At 61.1% G+C, this 17,923-nt stretch carries 15 protein-coding genes; 7 read left to right on the top strand and 8 right to left on the bottom strand.

Going from position 1 to position 17,923, the window contains the following annotated elements:
* Nucleotide 1: 1 nt before the first annotated feature.
* From sufB to iscR, 3 genes are read right to left on the bottom strand one after another with little or no spacing between them, the layout of a single operon-like run.
* Nucleotides 2–1,525, bottom strand: coding sequence for a Fe-S cluster assembly protein SufB (gene sufB / locus Q5Y75_RS02885; protein ID WP_306194143.1), 1,524 nt, complete (start codon nucleotides 1,523–1,525; stop codon nucleotides 2–4).
* 18 nt (nucleotides 1,526–1,543) lie between these two features.
* Complete coding sequence (locus Q5Y75_RS02880; protein WP_306194141.1) at nucleotides 1,544–2,587, bottom strand: cysteine desulfurase family protein; 1,044 nt, start codon at nucleotides 2,585–2,587, stop codon at nucleotides 1,544–1,546.
* Nucleotides 2,584–3,045, bottom strand: coding sequence for a Fe-S cluster assembly transcriptional regulator IscR (gene iscR, locus Q5Y75_RS02875; protein ID WP_306194138.1), 462 nt, complete (start codon nucleotides 3,043–3,045; stop codon nucleotides 2,584–2,586). Before iscR ends, Q5Y75_RS02880 begins: the two co-directional genes overlap by 4 nt.
* Nucleotides 3,046–3,225: 180 nt before the next feature.
* Between iscR and Q5Y75_RS02870 the strand changes: the two genes are divergently transcribed.
* The 7 genes from Q5Y75_RS02870 to Q5Y75_RS02840 all read left to right on the top strand — a co-directional run bounded on the left by Q5Y75_RS02870 (nucleotide 3,226) and on the right by Q5Y75_RS02840 (nucleotide 10,294).
* On the top strand, nucleotides 3,226–3,879 hold the full coding sequence (locus tag Q5Y75_RS02870) for an alpha/beta hydrolase (RefSeq protein ID WP_306194134.1): 654 nt from the start codon (nucleotides 3,226–3,228) through the stop codon (nucleotides 3,877–3,879).
* Nucleotides 3,879–4,130, top strand: a complete 252-nt coding sequence (locus Q5Y75_RS02865) for a hypothetical protein (protein ID WP_306194132.1) — start codon at nucleotides 3,879–3,881, stop codon at nucleotides 4,128–4,130. The genes Q5Y75_RS02870 and Q5Y75_RS02865 overlap by 1 nt, the downstream gene beginning before the upstream one ends.
* On the top strand, nucleotides 4,127–5,269 hold the full coding sequence (locus Q5Y75_RS02860) for an HD domain-containing protein (protein ID WP_306194129.1): 1,143 nt from the start codon (nucleotides 4,127–4,129) through the stop codon (nucleotides 5,267–5,269). The genes Q5Y75_RS02865 and Q5Y75_RS02860 overlap by 4 nt, the downstream gene beginning before the upstream one ends.
* Nucleotides 5,270–5,419: 150 nt before the next feature.
* On the top strand, nucleotides 5,420–6,634 hold the full coding sequence (locus Q5Y75_RS02855; RefSeq protein ID WP_306194126.1) for an NADP-dependent isocitrate dehydrogenase: 1,215 nt from the start codon (nucleotides 5,420–5,422) through the stop codon (nucleotides 6,632–6,634).
* 298 nt (nucleotides 6,635–6,932) lie between these two features.
* The gene (locus tag Q5Y75_RS02850) at nucleotides 6,933–7,091 is read left to right on the top strand and encodes a hypothetical protein (protein WP_306194124.1); all 159 of its coding nucleotides are present in this window, start codon (nucleotides 6,933–6,935) and stop codon (nucleotides 7,089–7,091) included.
* 10 nt (nucleotides 7,092–7,101) lie between these two features.
* Nucleotides 7,102–8,919, top strand: coding sequence for a translational GTPase TypA (gene typA / locus Q5Y75_RS02845; RefSeq protein ID WP_306194121.1), 1,818 nt, complete (start codon nucleotides 7,102–7,104; stop codon nucleotides 8,917–8,919).
* Between the two features lie 205 nt (nucleotides 8,920–9,124).
* Nucleotides 9,125–10,294 (top strand): hypothetical protein, encoded by a 1,170-nt coding sequence (locus tag Q5Y75_RS02840; protein WP_306194119.1) that lies wholly within the window; start codon nucleotides 9,125–9,127, stop codon nucleotides 10,292–10,294.
* Between the two features lie 60 nt (nucleotides 10,295–10,354).
* Here the strand turns inward: Q5Y75_RS02840 and Q5Y75_RS02835 are convergent, their stop codons facing one another.
* From Q5Y75_RS02835 to Q5Y75_RS02815, 5 genes are all read right to left on the bottom strand, one after another.
* Nucleotides 10,355–10,954 (bottom strand): transglutaminase-like cysteine peptidase, encoded by a 600-nt coding sequence (locus Q5Y75_RS02835; protein WP_306194117.1) that lies wholly within the window; start codon nucleotides 10,952–10,954, stop codon nucleotides 10,355–10,357.
* A gap of 190 nt (nucleotides 10,955–11,144) precedes the next feature.
* Entirely contained in the window at nucleotides 11,145–11,432 is a 288-nt protein-coding gene (locus Q5Y75_RS02830; RefSeq protein ID WP_306194115.1) for a DUF1330 domain-containing protein, read from the bottom strand.
* 6 nt (nucleotides 11,433–11,438) lie between these two features.
* Nucleotides 11,439–14,114, bottom strand: a complete 2,676-nt coding sequence (gene alaS / locus Q5Y75_RS02825; protein WP_306194112.1) for an alanine--tRNA ligase — start codon at nucleotides 14,112–14,114, stop codon at nucleotides 11,439–11,441.
* Nucleotides 14,115–14,259: 145 nt separating this feature from the next.
* Complete coding sequence (gene recA / locus Q5Y75_RS02820) at nucleotides 14,260–15,324, bottom strand: recombinase RecA (protein WP_306194110.1); 1,065 nt, start codon at nucleotides 15,322–15,324, stop codon at nucleotides 14,260–14,262.
* A gap of 201 nt (nucleotides 15,325–15,525) precedes the next feature.
* On the bottom strand, nucleotides 15,526–17,793 hold the full coding sequence (locus tag Q5Y75_RS02815) for an ATP-binding protein (protein ID WP_306195676.1): 2,268 nt from the start codon (nucleotides 17,791–17,793) through the stop codon (nucleotides 15,526–15,528).
* Nucleotides 17,794–17,923 lie beyond the last annotated feature (130 nt).

Below are 17,923 nucleotides of genomic sequence, written 5' to 3'. Positions count from 1 at the left end.
GTTATCCCACGGAACCTTCGAGGGAAATGGCCACCAGCTGCTGCGCTTCCATGGCGAACTCCATGGGCAGGGCCTGCAAGACATCCTTGCAGAACCCGTTGACCACCAGCGCCACCGCCTCTTCCTCGTCCATGCCGCGCTGGCGGCAGTAGAAGAGCTGGTCGTCATCGACCTTGGATGTGGTGGCCTCATGCTCGACCCGGGCCGAGTTGTTCTTGACCTCGATATACGGCACCGTATGGGCACCGCATTTATCGCCGATCAGCAGGCTGTCGCATTGGGTATAGTTGCGCCCGTTCTTGGCCTTGGGATGCATCGAGACCAGCCCGCGATAGGTGTTCTGCGCCTTGCCCGCGCTGATACCCTTGGAGACGATCCGGCTTTTGGTGTTCTTGCCCAGATGGATCATCTTGGTGCCGGTATCGGCCTGCTGCATGTTGTTGGCGATGGCGATGGAATAGAACTCACCCTGGCTGTCATCACCGCGCAGGATGCAGGACGGGTATTTCCAGGTGACGGCGGAGCCGGTTTCCACCTGCGTCCACATCACCTTGGCCCGGTCGCCCCGGCAATCGGCGCGTTTGGTCACGAAGTTATAGATCCCGCCCTTGCCGTTTTCATCGCCCGGATACCAGTTCTGGACGGTAGAGTATTTCACCTCGGCATCTTCCTCGACGATGATCTCGACCACTGCCGCGTGCAGCTGTGCGATGTCGCGTGCGGGCGCGGTGCAGCCTTCCAGATAGGACACGTAAGAGCCCTTATCGGCGATGATCAGCGTGCGTTCGAACTGGCCGGTATTTTCGGCGTTGATGCGGAAATAGGTGCTGAGTTCCATCGGGCAGCGCACGCCGGGCGGCACGTAAACAAACGAGCCATCCGAGAACACGGCCGAGTTCAGCGTGGCGTAGAAATTGTCGCTGACCGGAACCACAGAGCCGAGATATTTCTTCACCAGGTCCGGATGCTCGCGGACCGCCTCGGAGATCGAGCAGAAGATGACACCGGCCTTTTTCAACTCGGCCTGAAAGGTCGTGCCGACCGAAACGCTGTCAAACACCGCGTCCACGGCCACCTTACGGCCTTCAGCGGGAGCGGCCTCCGCGCCTTCGACACCGGCCAGAATCATCTGTTCTTTCAAAGGGATGCCGAGCTTTTCGTAAGTGGCCAGCAGCTTGGGGTCGACCTCGTCCAGCGATTTCGGCTTCACCTCCATCGATTTGGGGCGGGCATAGTAATACTGATCCTGAAAGTCGATCTCGGGATAGTCGACCATCGCCCATTTGGGTTCTTCCTTGGTCAGCCAGCGCTCATAGGCCTCCAGCCGCCAGTTGGTCATCCATTCCGGCTCTTCGTTTTTCTCGGAAATCAGCCGCACGATATCGGGGGTCAGGCCCTTGGGCGCATATTCCATCTCGATATCGGTTTCCCAGCCGTATTTATAGGCGCCACCAACCTCGCGCACCGCGTCCACGGTTTCCTGATCGACGCCTTCCTTGACCTGAACCTGGTCCAATGCGGCCATTTTATCTTCCTCCGTTACTCACGCGGCACGCGCGCGGTACTTCTTTTCCTTGCTCAGCCACGCCTCGGCGAAGCGCAGCACATCCTGTTCCGTCGTCTCGGGTCCCAGCGACACCCGCACTGCGGATGATGCAACCGTCTCGTCATATCCCATGGCGGTCAGAACCGCACTGGCGCGCACCTTGCCGCTGGAACAGGCCGAGCCCGCGCTGATCGCAAACCCCGCCAGGTCCATCTGCATGACCTGCGTCTCGCCCTTCCAGCCGGGCGTCGCAAAACATGACGTATTCGGGAGGCGGCGCGCGTCTTTCCCGACAAAAATAGTCTCGTTTGCAGAAGCCTCAAGAGCGTTTTCTAGAATATTTCTAAATTCTTCAACCCGCTCCCAGACACCCGAGGCCAGATCCTGCGCCGCCACTTCAGCCGCGGCACCGAACCCCGCGATACCAATGATGTTTTCGGTCCCGGAGCGGCGCCCCATCTCTTGCCCGCCACCGCGAATCTGCGCGGCAAGCTCGGTGCCACGGCGCAGCACCACAGCACCGATCCCCTTGGGGCCACCCAGCTTATGGGCCGAGATCAGCGCCATCTGCGCACCGCTCCAGTTAAAGGCCACCGGCAGCTTGCCAAAGGCCTGCGTTGCGTCGGTCACCGCCAATCCTTCGGGCAGGTCCTGTACGATGCCGGTTTCAGAATTGGCCATCTGCACCGCGCTTGATGCCGGATCGGGCACCGCAACGCGGCCTTGGCCGTCAACACTCAGACGCTCACTCATCCAGGCCCGCACCGCGTCATGCTCAACGCCGGAACCGGCCAGATCCCGCCCTGCAAGCGCCAGCGCCGCACCTTCGGTGGCGCCGGAGGTAAAGACCACATCCGCCCCATCCGCGCCAAAGGCCGCCGCCACCTGCGCCCGCGCCTTTTCCACCAGCGCCTTGGCCGCGCGCCCCTCGGCATGGACCGAGGACGGGTTGCCCACCAGATCCATCGCCGCGATCATCGCCGCGCGCGCCTCGGGGCGTAGCGGGGTTGTTGCGTTATGATCCAGATAGATACGGCTCATTCCGAATCCACAACGTCAAACAGATGCGGCACCGCCGGGCATGGGGCCAGATCGTTCTTGATCACATCTGACAGCCGGGTCTGGTGCAAAAAGACATAGACATGCGCGCTCAGGCTTTCCCAGAGCCGGTTGGTCAGCGATTGCGCCCGGCTGCCCGAAGACGCACCAGAGGCACCGGCCCCTTTGTGCATCGCGTCCACCGTTTCATCGACGGCGGACAGAATCTCGACAATGCGAATCTCGGAGGCGGGGCGCGCCAGGCGGTAGCCGCCGCCGGGGCCGCGCACCGATGACACCAGTTCGGCGCGGCGCAGTTTCACAAAAAGCTGTTCAAGATAAGGCAATGAGATATCCTGACGGCCCGAAATCTCACCCAGCGTGACCAGCGTATCGTCAGATTGCAGCGCCATATCCGCCAGCGCCACCATCGCATAGCGCCCTTTGGTCGACAGTTTCATGCCAGTGGCCTCATCTCACTTGCCTCGGGGACATCATTGACGTTTCCGCCGCCAATGCGTATCTCGCATTGGCGCGCAGGAGACGCGTCACCAGAAATTAGAACCGTTCTAAGGTAGTCGAGAAATACCGTCAAGAATTTCTTGGACCGCCACCCGACGAGAGACAGGACCGACGCACAGATGCCCGAGGTGATATTTCCCGGCCCCGAAGGCCGGCTGGAAGGCCGCTACCACCCGCAAAAGGAAAAAGACGCACCCATTGCGATTGTCTTGCATCCGCACCCGCAATTTGGCGGGACGATGAACAACAAGGTCGTCTACAACCTGCATTATGCCTTCTACAATATGGGCTTCACCGTGTTGCGGTTCAATTTTCGGGGCGTCGGGCGCAGCCAGGGCGAATATGATCAGGGCATCGGCGAGTTGAGCGATGCGGCCTCGGCGCTGGACTACTTGCAGTCGATGAACAACAACTCCAAGCATTGCTGGGTTGCGGGCTTCTCCTTTGGGGCCTGGATCGGGATGCAACTGCTGATGCGGCGGCCAGAGATCACCGGGTTTATCTCGGTCTCGCCGCCGGCAAACATGTATGACTTTTCGTTCCTGGCGCCCTGCCCGTCTTCGGGTCTGATCATCAACGGCACCTCCGACCGTGTGGCCCCGCCCAGCGACACCCATACGCTGGTGGAAAAGCTGCATGAACAGAAGGGCATCACCATCACCCATCAGGAGGTGGAGAGCGCTGATCACTTCTTCCAGGGCGAGCATATGGACACGCTGACCGACTCGGTCACCGATTATGTGAAACGCCGCCTGACAGAGACCACCCGCTGATGAGTTCCACCCTCGAAACCCTTGCTGCAAAGCTGGCCGAGGATACGGTGAACATCATGGACGAAACCGGCGAGGATCGCCTGTTTGTCGAAATCGGCACGGTGCTGGGCGCGGCCTCGCAAACGCTGGAAGAGGCGTTTCTGACCGAGGTCCGCGTGCGGCTGGCCGAAAAGAAGGCGCGCGATTTTCTCAACAAACGGATCGTGCAGCTGCGGGCCAAGAAAAAGGCCGAAACGCCGCAGGCGCAATGAGCGCGCGGCTCTCGGCTCAGATCGCCTTCCTGAAAGAGGCTGACAAGCTCAAGCAGGTGGACCGCGCCAACCTGCTGCTGGACCTCTCACGCCCTGAAAACGCGGCAGAGCATTGCTGGCATCTGGCGCTTTATGCGCTGGTCTTTGCACCGCTGGCTGATGCGGATGTCTCGATCGCCCGCGTCATCCGGATGCTCTTGCTGCATGATCTGGTCGAGATCGAGGTCGGCGATCATCCAATCCATGAAGATCACGACTGGACGGCAGTCGCCGCAGCCGAAGAGCGTGCGGCAGAGCGGCTTTTCGGGATGTTGCCCGCCGATCAGGCACCGCAATTTCTGGACCTCTGGCGCGCGTTTGAGGCCGAGGCCTGCCCCGATTCCAGATTCGCCAAGCAGTTGGATCGCTGCCAGCCGATCTTTCAGGTGCTCTGCGCACAACCCCCGGTGCCCGAACATGTCGAGATTGTCCGGCACAACCTGTCCACGGGGCGTGTCGCGCCCCTGCACCACGATTTTCCGCAGGCCTATCACCATGCGCTGATGCTTCTGGGCGAAGCGGTGCAGCAGGTCACTGGGGATGTGGCGCAGCGCCTGCGTTTCCTCTGTGAAGCGGACCGGTTGAAATCGGTCACTCGCGCCTCGCGCCTGCTGGACAATTCACGCTATGAAAACTCGCCCGAACATTCCTGGCACGCCATGCTCTATGCCTGGGTTCTGGCGGATCAGGCCGCACCAGGCGTCGACATTGACCGCGTGCTCGGCATGCTGCTGTTGCATGATATTGTCGAGATCGACGCAGGCGACGCCCCCATTCACGGGCAATCTGATCAGGCTCTGATGGCCGCCAAGGAAGACGCAGCGGCCGAGCGTCTGTTTGGATTACTGCCGCCCGATCAAGATCGAGACTTCAACAGGTTATGGCGCGAGTTTGAAGCGGCGGAAACAGCAGATGCGGTCTTTACCAAGGCCATTGACCGGCTCCACCCGCCGATTGCCAATCTGAAAAACGGCGGCGGTAGCTGGGTTGAGTACAGCGTCACGATGGAACAGCTAGACCAGCGCGTCGGCGTGCCGTTGAATAAGGGCGCGCCAAACATCTGGGCGTGGCTGCGCCCACAGGTGCGCGCCGCCCTGTGACCCTGACCGGGGCTCAACCGCTCAGGTCTCTGTAGCCATACAATGTCCACTGGTAGAAAATTTAAGTATACCATCGTATACTATCTATCCATCCTCTACCAAACCCGCTACACCTGCGGCACCCGATGCTGACAGAGGACGCGTTTCCGAATGACCAAGATCAAGGTGGACAACCCCATCGTCGAGATGGATGGCGACGAAATGACCCGCATCATATGGCAGTTCATCAAGGATAAGCTGATCCTGCCCTATCTGGATATCGAGCTGCTCTATTACGATCTGGGCATCGAGGAACGCGACCGGACCGGGGATCAGATCACTATCGACGCCGCCGAAAGGACCAAAGAGGTTGGCGTTGCAGTAAAATGCGCCACCATCACGCCGGATGAGGCGCGGGTCGAAGAGTTCGGCCTGAAACAGATGTGGCGCAGCCCCAATGGCACGATCCGCAACATTCTAGGCGGGGTGGTGTTCCGCCAGCCGATCATCTGCCGCAACGTGCCACGCCTTGTTCCGGGCTGGACCAAACCCATCGTGATCGGTCGCCATGCCTTTGGCGACCAGTACAAGGCCACCGACATCAAATTCCCCGGTCCCGGCAAGCTGACGATGAAATTTATCGGCGAAGATGGCACCGAGATCGAGCGCGACGTGTTTGATGCGCCCTCATCGGGTGTGTTCATGTCGATGTACAACCTCGACGCCTCGATCTACGACTTCGCCCGCGCCTCGTTCAATTACGGGCTGGAGATCGGCTGGCCCGTCTACCTGTCGACCAAGAACACCATCCTCAAACAATATGACGGGCGGTTTCTTGAGGTTTTTCAAGAGGTTTACGAGGCAGAGTTCGAAGAACAGTTCAAGGCAAAGAATATCTGGTATGAACACCGCTTGATAGACGACATGGTCGCCTGCTGCATGAAATGGAATGGCGGATTTGTATGGGCTTGCAAGAACTATGATGGTGATGTGCAATCCGACACGGTGGCGCAGGGTTTCGGCTCGCTCGGGCTGATGACCTCGCAACTGATGACGCCCGATGGCAAGATCGTCGAGGCCGAAGCCGCCCATGGCACCGTCACCCGCCACTATCGCCAGCACCAGGCGGGCGAGCAGACCTCGACCAATTCCATCGCCTCGATCTACGCCTGGACCGGCGGGCTGAAGCATCGCGCCAAGCTGGACGGCAATGACTCATTGATGAGTTTTGCCACCACATTGGAGAAAGTGATCGTCGATACGGTGGAAAGCGGCTTCATGACCAAAGACCTCGCCCTGCTGGTCGGCCCGGATCAGGGATGGCTGACAACCATGGGCTTCCTCGAAAAGATCGACGAAAACCTTGGCAAAGCGCTGGCTGGCTAGAACCGCCTGCCCCAAAAGCAAGAAAGGAGCCGCAGAGCTCCTTTCTTTCACTACTCAGGACGGGACAGAGATTTGCACTCCGCCCTCTGAAAACGCACCCGACGTTGACCCCGCTTCGGGCTGGTTTGTCAGCCACCCCACAAACGCGAGAACCCCCGCAACCAGCACGATCACCTTCGTAAATCCAGTCATACCGACCACCACTAGTCAAAAACAACACAACACCTACAATATAAGTCCCTGATTGAGACTTGCGTAGTCCGGTTTACCTGTCCTTTTGCGCTGCATTGCAGCATATATGATCTGTTTTCCGGCTTCAGGTCAGCGTTTTGGGCGGATACGTGTTGCCGCTATCCTGATCACCCGCCGGATTTCGGCCTTTGCCGCGCGTCAGACCTGCTTTTTGCTGGAACTTGCGGCGCTGGCGCGTTATGGCGCGCGCAACCTCCCCATTTAAGGCAAGTTTCATGGACCTGCGTAACATCGCAATCATCGCCCACGTGGACCACGGCAAGACGACGCTGGTCGATGGGCTGCTCAAGCAATCCGGCGCGTTCCGCGACAATCAGGCCGTGGCCGAGCGCGCGCTCGACAGCAACGATCTGGAACGTGAACGCGGCATTACCATTCTGGCTAAGGCCACCTCGGTCGAGTGGAAAGGCACGCGGATCAACATTGTCGACACCCCCGGTCACGCCGATTTTGGCGGCGAGGTCGAACGTATCCTGTCGATGGTCGACGGGGTTGTCCTGCTGGTGGATGCCGCCGAAGGGCCGATGCCGCAGACCAAATTCGTTACCTCCAAGGCGCTGGCGCTGGGCCTGCGCCCGATCGTGGTGCTGAACAAAGTCGACAAACCCGATGCCGAGCCCGACCGGGCGCTGGATGAGTGTTTCGACCTCTTCGCCAATCTGGGCGCCGATGACGACCAACTGGATTTTCCGGCCATGTATGCCTCGGGCCGCTCCGGCTGGGCCGATATGGAGTTGGACGGGCCGCGTCAGGACCTGACCGCTCTGTTTGATCTGATCGTCGATCACGTGCCCGCGCCTGCGCAGGTGGCTCATAAGGATGAACCCTTCCGCATGCTGGCCACAACGCTGGGCAGCGATCCGTTCATCGGTCGCATTCTCACCGGGCGTGTTGAAAGCGGCACGCTGAAGGCAGGGGAAACCATCAAGGCACTAAGCCGCGACGGAGCTCTGATCGAAAACTTCCGCGCCACCAAGATCCTGGCCTTTCGTGGTCTCGGCCAACAGCCCATCGATCTGGCCGAAGCGGGCGATATCGTCACGCTTGCGGGCATGAGCAAGGCCACCGTCGCCGACTCGCTGGTCGCCCCCAGCGTGACCGAGGCCCTGCCCGCCCAGCCCATCGATCCACCGACCATCTCGGTCACCTTCGGCATCAACGACTCGCCGCTCGCGGGGCGCGACGGCAAGAAGGTGCAATCCCGCGTCATCCGCGACCGGCTGATGAAAGAGGCCGAATCCAACGTCGCAATCAAGGTCAGCGACACACCGGGCGGCGAAGCTTTCGAAGTTGCAGGCCGGGGCGAGCTTCAGATGGGCGTTCTGATCGAGAACATGCGCCGCGAAGGATTCGAACTCAGCATCTCGCGCCCGCAAGTGCTGCTGCGTGAAGAGAACGGCCAGCGCGTCGAGCCGATCGAAGAGGTCACCATCGACGTCGATGACGAATACTCCGGCGCAGTGATCGAAAAAATCACCGGAAGTCGCAAGGGCGAGCTGACCGAGATGAAACCGGCCGGTGCCGGCAAGACAAGGATCATCGCCCATGTGCCGTCGCGCGGGCTGATCGGCTATCACGGCGAATTCCTGACCGACACGCGCGGCACCGGTGTTCTCAACCGGGTGTTCCACGGCTGGGCACCGCACAAGGGCGCGATCCCGGGCCGCCGCGCGGGCGTGCTGATCTCGATGGAGAAAGGCCAGTCCGTGGCGTATGCGCTGTGGAACCTCGAAGAGCGGGGCCGCATGTTCATCGGACCGCAAGCCGAGATTTACCAGGGCATGATCATCGGCGAACACAGCCGCGACAATGATCTGGAAGTGAACCCGCTCAAGGGCAAGAAGCTGACCAATGTACGCGCCAGCGGCTCGGATGATGCAGTGCGCCTGACCCCGCATATCAATTTCTCGCTGGAAGAGGCGATCGCCTATATCGACGATGATGAACTGGTCGAGGTGACCCCCAACGCGGTGCGCCTGCGCAAACGCTATCTCGACCCGCATGAGCGCAAGCGGATGGCAAAAAGCGCCTGACGCCGCCGGTTTCCGCAAACAATCAGCCGCAGAGCCAACCGCTCTGCGGCTTTTTTTGTGGCTAGAAAAGAAAATTTTGGAAAGTTAACGAAAATCAATCTCCCGCATGTCTGTGCTTAATTCCAGCGGCGCAGGATCACGTCAGCGGCGAGTGTGGCTCAGAGATGAGGCGCATTCTCAGGACATGATTTTTCGGAGATAAAATATGAGCGTGAAAACACGTATGCTCTCGCTGGCGATGACCTGCACGGCGCTGACCTTTGTCGGCAGCGCAGCTTTTGCGGCGACGGAGCGCTGCACGGTCAACACGGCGCGCCAATCGGTCTCGACCGAGACCTTGTGCTCTTGCGGCGTGGTGCAGGACAGAATGCTGCGCTATCTGCAGCGGCGATCGGATTTTGAAGATATTCTTGCACGCACCACACAATCCTGCCCCGCCTTTGCGGCGGTACTGACTGACTACCCGACGGCCTCTGTCCGGTCCGGCCTCTTTAGTCGCGGGGAAGACCGGGACGGCAGCAACGACCGAAACTCGGGCAGCATAGGAAACACAGGTGGCGACCAGCTTGCCGACAACGGCGGCGGCAACAGCGGTGGCGGCAACGGCGGCGGCGGCAACGGCGGCGGCGGCAACGACGGCGGCGGCAACGGCGGCGGCGGCAACGGCGGTGGCGGCAACGACGGCGGCGGCAACGACGGCGGCGGCGGCAACGACGGCGGCGGCAACGGCGGTGGCGGCAACGACGGTGGCGGCAACGACGGTGGCGGCAACGACGGCGGCGGCAACGGCGGTGGCGGCAACGACGGCGGCGGCAACAGCGGTGGCGGCAACGACGGTGGCGGCAACGATGGCGGCGGCAACGGCGGTGGCGGCAACGACGGTGGCGGCAACGATGGCGGCGGCAACGGCGGTGGCGGCAACGACGGCGGCGGCAACGGCGGTGGCGGCAACGACGGTGGCGGCAACGATGGCGGCCCCGGAAACGGTAATGGAAACAACGGCAATCCCGGAAACGGTGGCGGCAACAACAATGGAGACGGCCCCGGTTCCGGCAATGGTGGCAACAATAACGGCCAAGGTGGCGGATCAGGCAATGGCGGCGGAGGTCACGGCAACGGTGGCGGCGGCAAAGGCGGTGACGGCAAAGGTGGCGGCGGCAAAGGCGGTGACGGCAAAGGCGGTGACGGCAAAGGCGGCGGCGGCAAAGGTGGCGGCGGCAAAGGCGGTGACGGCAAAGGCGGCGGCGGCAAAGGTGGCGGCGGCAAAGGCGGTGACGGCAAAGGCGGCGGCGGCAAAGGTGGCGGCGGCAAAGGTGGCGGCGGCAAAGGCGGTGACGGCAAGGGCGGCGGCGGCAAAGGCGGCAAGAATCGCTAACGCATCCGCTTCCTAGCCGGAAGATCACAATTCAAAAGGCGCGCCAGTTGGCGCGCCTTTTCACGTCTTGTTCTGTACACCAACCCAGCTGCGAGGTCGGCGCGGGTCCTGCATCCGCAAAAAGATATAGCCCGTCGCCTGCCACGGCCTGATCTGATTGCTCAAATTGTCCAGCACCAGATCGCCCTGCGCGGATCGATAGATCAACACGGCATGGGCATTGCGCCGCCGGTCCAGCACGGTCGCCAGCAACAGCTTGCGCGGGTCCACGCCCAGTCGGATCAGGTCTCGTTTCTTGAGCAGGGCGAAATCCTCGCAATCCCCGCCCAGCCGGGTCGGCAGCGCCCATTTCTCTTCCATATTGTATTGCTGCCTGTCGGTCACATCGCGCGTGACCGCATTGACCTGCCGGTTCACCTGCCGCACCAGATCAAATTCACGCACCGAACCCAGCTGGCGGCCCCGAGACCCTGCGCAGGCCCAGCTATAGGTCCGGCACAGATCACTAGCACCGCTCGGCGCCGGAAAACTGGCTGATACCTCCATGAACCGGCCATCAGACGCCTGCGCAGCACCTGCCATCATCTGCATGCAAAATACGCCCGCAGCCAGCAAAGCGCCATTGCGCGATCCCGTTCTGCGCCTCGCTCGATAGATCATCCCTGCTCCTCTCTTCTCCGATTAAACGGGCTGAAACCAACTGCTCAAGCAGGGATTTCATTTCAGAGGAGGATCGGCGGATTTCCGTACAATCTTAGGGCGAGCCAGTGACGATCAACAGCCCGGAGATTAAGGCAGGACATGAAGACTATCGGGCGAAACCCCGCCCGATGATTAAGGTCGCTCCGGCTCAGTCGGTGGTTTCAACCACGATCAGCTCACGCTCGGAGGCACCGCGCGCATGATCCAGCGCCGCCTGATATTCGGGCGAGTTATAGCAGGTCACCGCCGCCTCGACCGAGGGGAAGCGCGCCACCACGTTGCGCGGGCGCTCCTTGCCTTCCAGTTGAACATAGCGGCCCGCGCGAGCAATGAACTCGCCGCCGTGTTTGGCCAGTGCGGGGCCCGCCAGTTCTGCATATTTGCCATACGCCTCCGCGTCGGTCACCGTCACATGTGCAATCCAGAGTGCAGCCATTTTTCCTCAACCTCCCAATACGGCCTCGGCGGCCTTGATCGCCGCGTCGGCATTTGCTGCGTCCTTGCCGCCGCCCTGCGCCATGTCGGGGCGGCCTCCACCGCCCTTGCCACCCAGTTCGGCCACCGCCGCGCGCACCAGATCCACCGCCGAGACCTGGCCCGTCAGGTCCTCGGTCACGCCCGCAGCCACAGCAGCCTTGCCACCGGCATCAGCGATCAGCAGCACCGCACCTGACCCGATCCGCGCCTTGTGTTCGTCGATCAGCGAGGGCAGGTCCTTGCCCGAGACGCCGCTGAGCGTCTGTGCGAGGAAGCTCACGCCGTTCACGTCGCGCGCATCCGCGCCATTGCCACCCTGCCCGGCGCCGCCCGCCATGGCCAGATCGCGGCGCAGCTGCGCAACCTCGCTTTGTAACGTCTTGCGCTCGTCCATCAGCGCCCTGACCCGGTCCACAGCCTCACCCGACTGCGCCTTGAGCAGGCCCGAGATCTCGGCCAGATGCCCGGCCTCCTGCGACAGGTGCTGGAAGGCTGCGTCGCCGGTCAGCGCCTCGATCCGGCGCACCCCGGCAGAGGACGCACTGTCGCCCAGCAACACAAAGGTGCCGATATCGCCGGTCTGTTTCACATGGGTGCCACCGCAGAGTTCGATCGAATAGGTCATGCCATCATGACCCTTGCCGGTTTCGGCGCGACCCATTGAGACAACGCGCACCTCGTCGCCGTATTTCTCACCAAACAGGGCCTGCGCCCCGATCTCGCGGGCATCATCCGGCGTCATGATCCGGGTTTCGACCGCAGAATTCTGGCGGATATAGGCGTTCACATCCGAGGCCACCTTAGCAAGTTCCGCATCACTCAGCGCCTTGGCATGGCTAAAGTCAAAGCGCAGCCGGTCGGCCGCATTCAGCGAGCCGCGCTGCGCCACGTGATCGCCCAGCGTCTCGCGCAGCGCCTCATGCAGCAGGTGGGTGGCGGAATGATTGGCCCGGATCGCCGAGCGGCGGGTGTGATCGACCTCCAACTCCACCGCGTCGCCCTTGCGCATGGCCCCCTTTTCGACCCGCACCTTATGGGCATAGACCTTGCCTTCGGCGAATTTGCGGGTGTCCTCGACCTGCGCCACATCGTCCAGATCTTCCAGACGGCGGATCACCCCGGTGTCGCCGATCTGACCGCCCGCCTCGCCGTAAAACGGCGTCTGGTTCACAACGATCCAGCCCTCTGTGCCTTCAGGCAACGTCTCGACCCGCGCGCCGTCGGCGATCAGTGCGACGATCTGCCCCTCGGCCTTTTCGGTATCATAACCGAGGAAATCGGTGGCCTCGCTTTCGTCCAACACATCGAACCAGACCGCGTTGTCAGCAGATTCGCCCGAGCCCGCCCAGGCGGCGCGCGCCTTGGCTTTCTGCTCGGCCATCGCCGAATCAAAGCCATCCGTGTCGACCACCCGACCCTTGCCGCGCAGCGCGTCCTGCGTCAGGTCCAGCGGGAAGCCATAGGTGTCATACAGCTTGAACGCCGCCTCGCCCGGGAAAGGCGCGTCGCCGTCCAGTTGCTCCAACTCGTCATCAAGCAGTTTCAACCCGCGATCCAGCGTCTGCTTGAACCGGGTTTCCTCGGTCAGCAGCGTTTCCTCGATCATCATCTGCGCCCGGCTCAGCTCGGGATAGGCCGCGCCCATTTTCTGCACCAGCGTCGGCACCAGCTGGTGCATGACCGGATCTTTCGCCCCCAGCAGATGCGCATGGCGCATAGCGCGGCGCATGATCCGGCGCAGCACGTAACCGCGCCCGTCATTGCTGGGCATTACCCCGTCCGCGATCAAAAACGAGGTCGAGCGCAGGTGATCCGCGATCACCCGGTGATGCACGTTTTGATCGCCATAGGGGTCGACATGAGTGACCTCGGCCGAGGCTTCGATCAGCGATTTGAACAGGTCGGTGTCGTAATTGTCATGGCTGCCCTGCAGCAGCGCGCCGATCCGCTCCAGCCCCATGCCGGTATCGATCGACTGCATGTCGAGCGCCTTCATCGAGCCGTCTTCGAACTGCTGGTTCTGCATGAAAACGATGTTCCAGATTTCGATGAACCGGTCGCCATCTTCCTCGGCACTGCCCGGAGGGCCGCCCCAGATGTGATCGCCGTGGTCATAGAAAATCTCGGTGCAAGGCCCGCAGGGCCCGGTCGGACCCATCTGCCAGAAATTGTCGCTGGTATCGATGCGGATGATCCGGTCTTCGGGGACGCCGACCTTTTTCCAGATCTCGAACGCCTCGTCATCGGTGTGATAGACTGTCGTCAGCAGGCGTTTGGGGTCGATATCGAACTCTTTGGTGATCAGGTTCCAGGCATAGGGGATCGCTTCGGTCTTGAAGTAATCGCCAAAGCTGAAATTGCCTAACATTTCGAAAAACGTATGGTGGCGAGCGGTATAGCCCACATTGTCCAGGTCATTATGCTTGCCGCCGGCGCGCACGCATTTCTGCGCTGTAGTCGCGCGCTGATAGTCGCGATGCTCCAGCCCGGTGAACAGGTTCTTGAACTGCACCATACCGGAATTGACGAACATCAGCGTCGGGTCGTTGCGCGGCACGAGCGGGCTGGAGTCCACCACCTCATGCCCGTTTTTGGCAAAATAATTCAGAAAGGTGGATCGGATATCGTTCAGCGTGGGCATCGGGCTCTCTTGGGCGCAATCGGAAGGGTTCGGATCGGTTTAGCCCTGCCTCGGGCGATAGTCCACAGGTGCTGCGGCCTGAAACGAAACGAGGCGGCCCGATAGCCGCCCCGAGTGGTCCCGTATTCCGGCCTGAACAGGCGCGTCAGGCTTCCAGAATATCCTCGTCCGATTCGGGCGGCATGTCGAAATCCAGACCATGGGCGGCGCGGATCTTGTCCTCGATCTCCAGCGCGATGCGCACATTGCTGCGCAGGAATTGTTTGGCATTCTCGCGTCCCTGCCCGATCCGCTCATCGCCATAGCTGAACCACGAGCCGGATTTGTCGACCACCCCGGCCTTGACGCCCAGATCCAAGAGCTCACCCATCTTGGAGATGCCCTCGCCATACATGATGTCAAACTCGACCTGCTTGAAGGGCGGGGCCACCTTGTTCTTGACCACTTTCACACGGGTCTGGTTGCCGACCACCTCGTCGCGATCCTTGATCGCACCGATGCGGCGGATATCGAGACGCACCGAGGAATAGAATTTCAGCGCGTTGCCGCCAGTGGTGGTTTCGGGGCTGCCGAACATCACACCGATCTTCATGCGAATCTGGTTGATGAAGACCACCATGCAGTTGGAGCGGTTGATCGAGCCGGTCAGCTTGCGCATCGCCTGGCTCATCAGGCGGGCCTGCACGCCAACGCTGCTGTCGCCCATATCGCCCTCAAGCTCCGATTTCGGCGTCAGCGCGGCAACCGAATCGACCACGACCATGTTCACCGCGCCCGAGCGCACCAGCGTATCGGTGATCTCAAGCGCCTGTTCGCCGGTATCGGGTTGCGAAATCAGCAACTCGTCCAGATCGACCCCCAGCTTGCGGGCATATTGCGGGTCAAGCGCGTGTTCGGCATCGACAAAGGCGCAGACACCGCCGCGTTTTTGCTGTTCGGCGATGCAATGCAGTGTCAGCGTCGTCTTACCCGAGCTTTCCGGGCCATAAATTTCCACGATCCGGCCCATCGGCAGCCCGCCGATCCCCAGCGCGATGTCCAGCCCTAGCGAGCCGGTCGAGCTTGCCTCGATCTCCTGCATGGCATTGTCGCCACCCAGTTTCATGATCGAGCCCTTGCCAAATTGCCGCTCGATCTGCGCCAATGCGCTGTCCAGCGCCTTTTGTTTATCCGCGTTCTGCTTGCTGCTCATCGTCAGAAGATCCGCCATTACCCTGTTCTCTTTCCTTTTGTCACACCCGCTTGCGGGCGGCAATCGCTGCTTTGTTCGCCTCTTGTTCCTTATGAGATCAAAAAGAGAACATTTCAAGAAATTTCTATCTACGTCATCAGTAGACCAATCAAGGTTAAGGATCGGTTGACGCGGTTCGGATCCAGTCTGGGCGCGGCATTCATGCGCCGTGGGGCCGACTTAATGCAATTGCTGGAACACCGTCTCGGTCAACTGGTTGAGCGAAAAAGGTTTGGGCAGGAAGACCGAGTTCGGCACTTGCGGCCCGGTCTCGCTGAACGCGCCCTGTGCGTAGCCCGACACAAAGACCACGCGCACATCTGGCCGGTCCTCGAGCGCTTGCCTGACCCAGGTCGGTCCGTCCAGGCCGGGCATGACCACATCCGTAACAAAGACATCTACCGCCAGGTCCTTGTCCTGCAACATGTTGAGCGCATCCTCAGCCGATTCAGCCTCAAGCACAGTGTAGCCACGCAAGCGCAGCGCGCGTGAAGCAAAGGCGCGCACCGGCGCCTCATCCTCGACCAGCAGCACAACCCCGTCGCCGTTTTTGTGCACCGTCGCCGGGGTGGATTCGCTGGTGATGTCCGCCACGGGCTCTTCCGCCTCGCTGACCGGGAAATAGAGAATGAATTCAGTCCCCTGCCCCGGCACGCTATCAACAAAGATATAGCCGCCGGTTTGCTTGATGATGCCATAAACGGTGGACAGCCCCAGGCCCGTGCCCTCGCCAGTGCGCTTGGTGGTATAGAACGGTTCGAACACTTTCTGCAGCACGCCCGGCTCGATCCCGATCCCCTCATCCGAGACCTTGACGGTGACATATTCGCCCGCCGGCAGCACCGCGCGATTGCGCTCGACCGGTTTATCCAGCGTGACCACTTCGGTATCGACCCTGATCTCTCCGCCCTCGGGCATGGCATCGCGGGCATTGACCACGAGGTTCATCAGCACCTGTTCCAATTGTCGCTTGTCGGCGCGGATCGGTTTAAGCACCGGATCGTGGCTCAGCGTCAGCGTCACCCGTTCGCCCACCAGACGGTTCAGCAGATGGGTCAGATCCGACAGTGTATCGCGCAGGTCGAGCGTTTCGGGGCGCAGCGTCTGCTTGCGGGAAAACGCCAGAAGCTGGCTGACAAGCGCTGCGGCGCGATTGGCGTTCTGGTGGATCTGCACCAGATCGCCATAATCGGGATCGCCCTGATCGTGGCGCAGCAGCAGCAGGTCGCAATGGCCTGAAATCGCGGTCAAAAGATTGTTGAAATCATGCGCCACGCCACCTGCAAGCTGCCCGATCGCCTGCATTTTCTGGCTTTGCACGAATTTGGCTTCCAATGTCTTCAGTTCGGTGGCGTCACTGAGCACTGCGGCAAAAACGGTCTTTCCGTCCTCCTGCGCGCGGGACAGCGTCGCCTGAACATAGGTTTCGCGATCATTGCGGGACAAGCGTAGAAACTCGGATTTCGAACCGGCATCTTCGCGCGCATTCTCACGCAACCAGTCTGATGTCTGCCGCGCCAGCCCGTGCATAACCTCCGAAATCTGCGTACCGGGCTGCGCGCCCGGACCCAGCAACTCGCGCGCCAGACCATTGATGCCCAGAATGCAGCCCTCTGCGTCCAGCTTCAGCATGGGTACCGGCAGCGTGTCGAAGTCCGCGCCCGACACCTTAGTCTCGGGACTGATGGGCGTCAGAAAGATCTCTTTGCGCACGCTGGATTTGCCCAGCTCAGAAACAACGACGCTGCGATTGCCCTCAGCGGTCGAGATCGCAACGATGCTGCCATTTTCCAGCGGCAGATCGGCAAAGAGACGATCCATTGATTTGACCCGCTGACCGACCAGCACCCGCGCCGCGTCGTTCATGAACAAGACCGCGCCGCCCCGCCCGACCGTCAGCATCGGCAGCGCCTCGCTGCCCTTGCCGCCCGAACTCCGCTCCTGCACATCCTCGAATCGCCATAAAAACCGCGCGTCCTCAAGTACATGCACCGCGAGCCGCACATGACCGCGACGGGTGACCACATCCTCGCGGGCGTTCCCTTCGAGACGGGCGCGGCATTGCAGGCGATAGATCACCGCATCGGGATTGGCAAAGACCGACCGCAATTCAGCGGCAAATGTCTGTTCGCGCGTGCCGGAAAATCGCACTGCAGCTGCCGAGTTGCGGGCCAGCACCTCGCCCTCGTCATCGGTGATGAAACTGGGCGCGGCATCTTTTTCGATAAAGCCTGCAAAAATCTCCATCGCCTTGTGATCGGCCCGCCCCTGGCCATGGCTAACCCAGAGCGACAGGATGCCGACCAGCAGAACCGATGCGCCGGCGCCGGCAAAAATCATCGGGACCGGCCAGAAAAATCCACCATTCAGCGCCGCCAGAAACAGGGCGGCACCAACGATGAACAGCACCAAAAGACGCCCTTGGGTCTTTCGTTCCGGTCTGGACATCAAAGGGGCGAGTTGGGCAGAGAATGGCACTGAGGGCTCCGGCGACACAAACAAGACAGTCTCTTCTCACGCCAATCCGGTTAAATCCGGATTAACATGCTTCAAAACTACCTATGAGTGTAGCAATGAT

The sequence above is a fragment of the Ruegeria discodermiae genome (genome assembly GCF_030758345.1).
Lineage (GTDB): Bacteria > Pseudomonadota > Alphaproteobacteria > Rhodobacterales > Rhodobacteraceae > Ruegeria_C.
The sequence above is the reverse complement of the archived record's forward strand: the minus strand, read 5'-3'. Positions and strand labels throughout refer to the sequence as shown.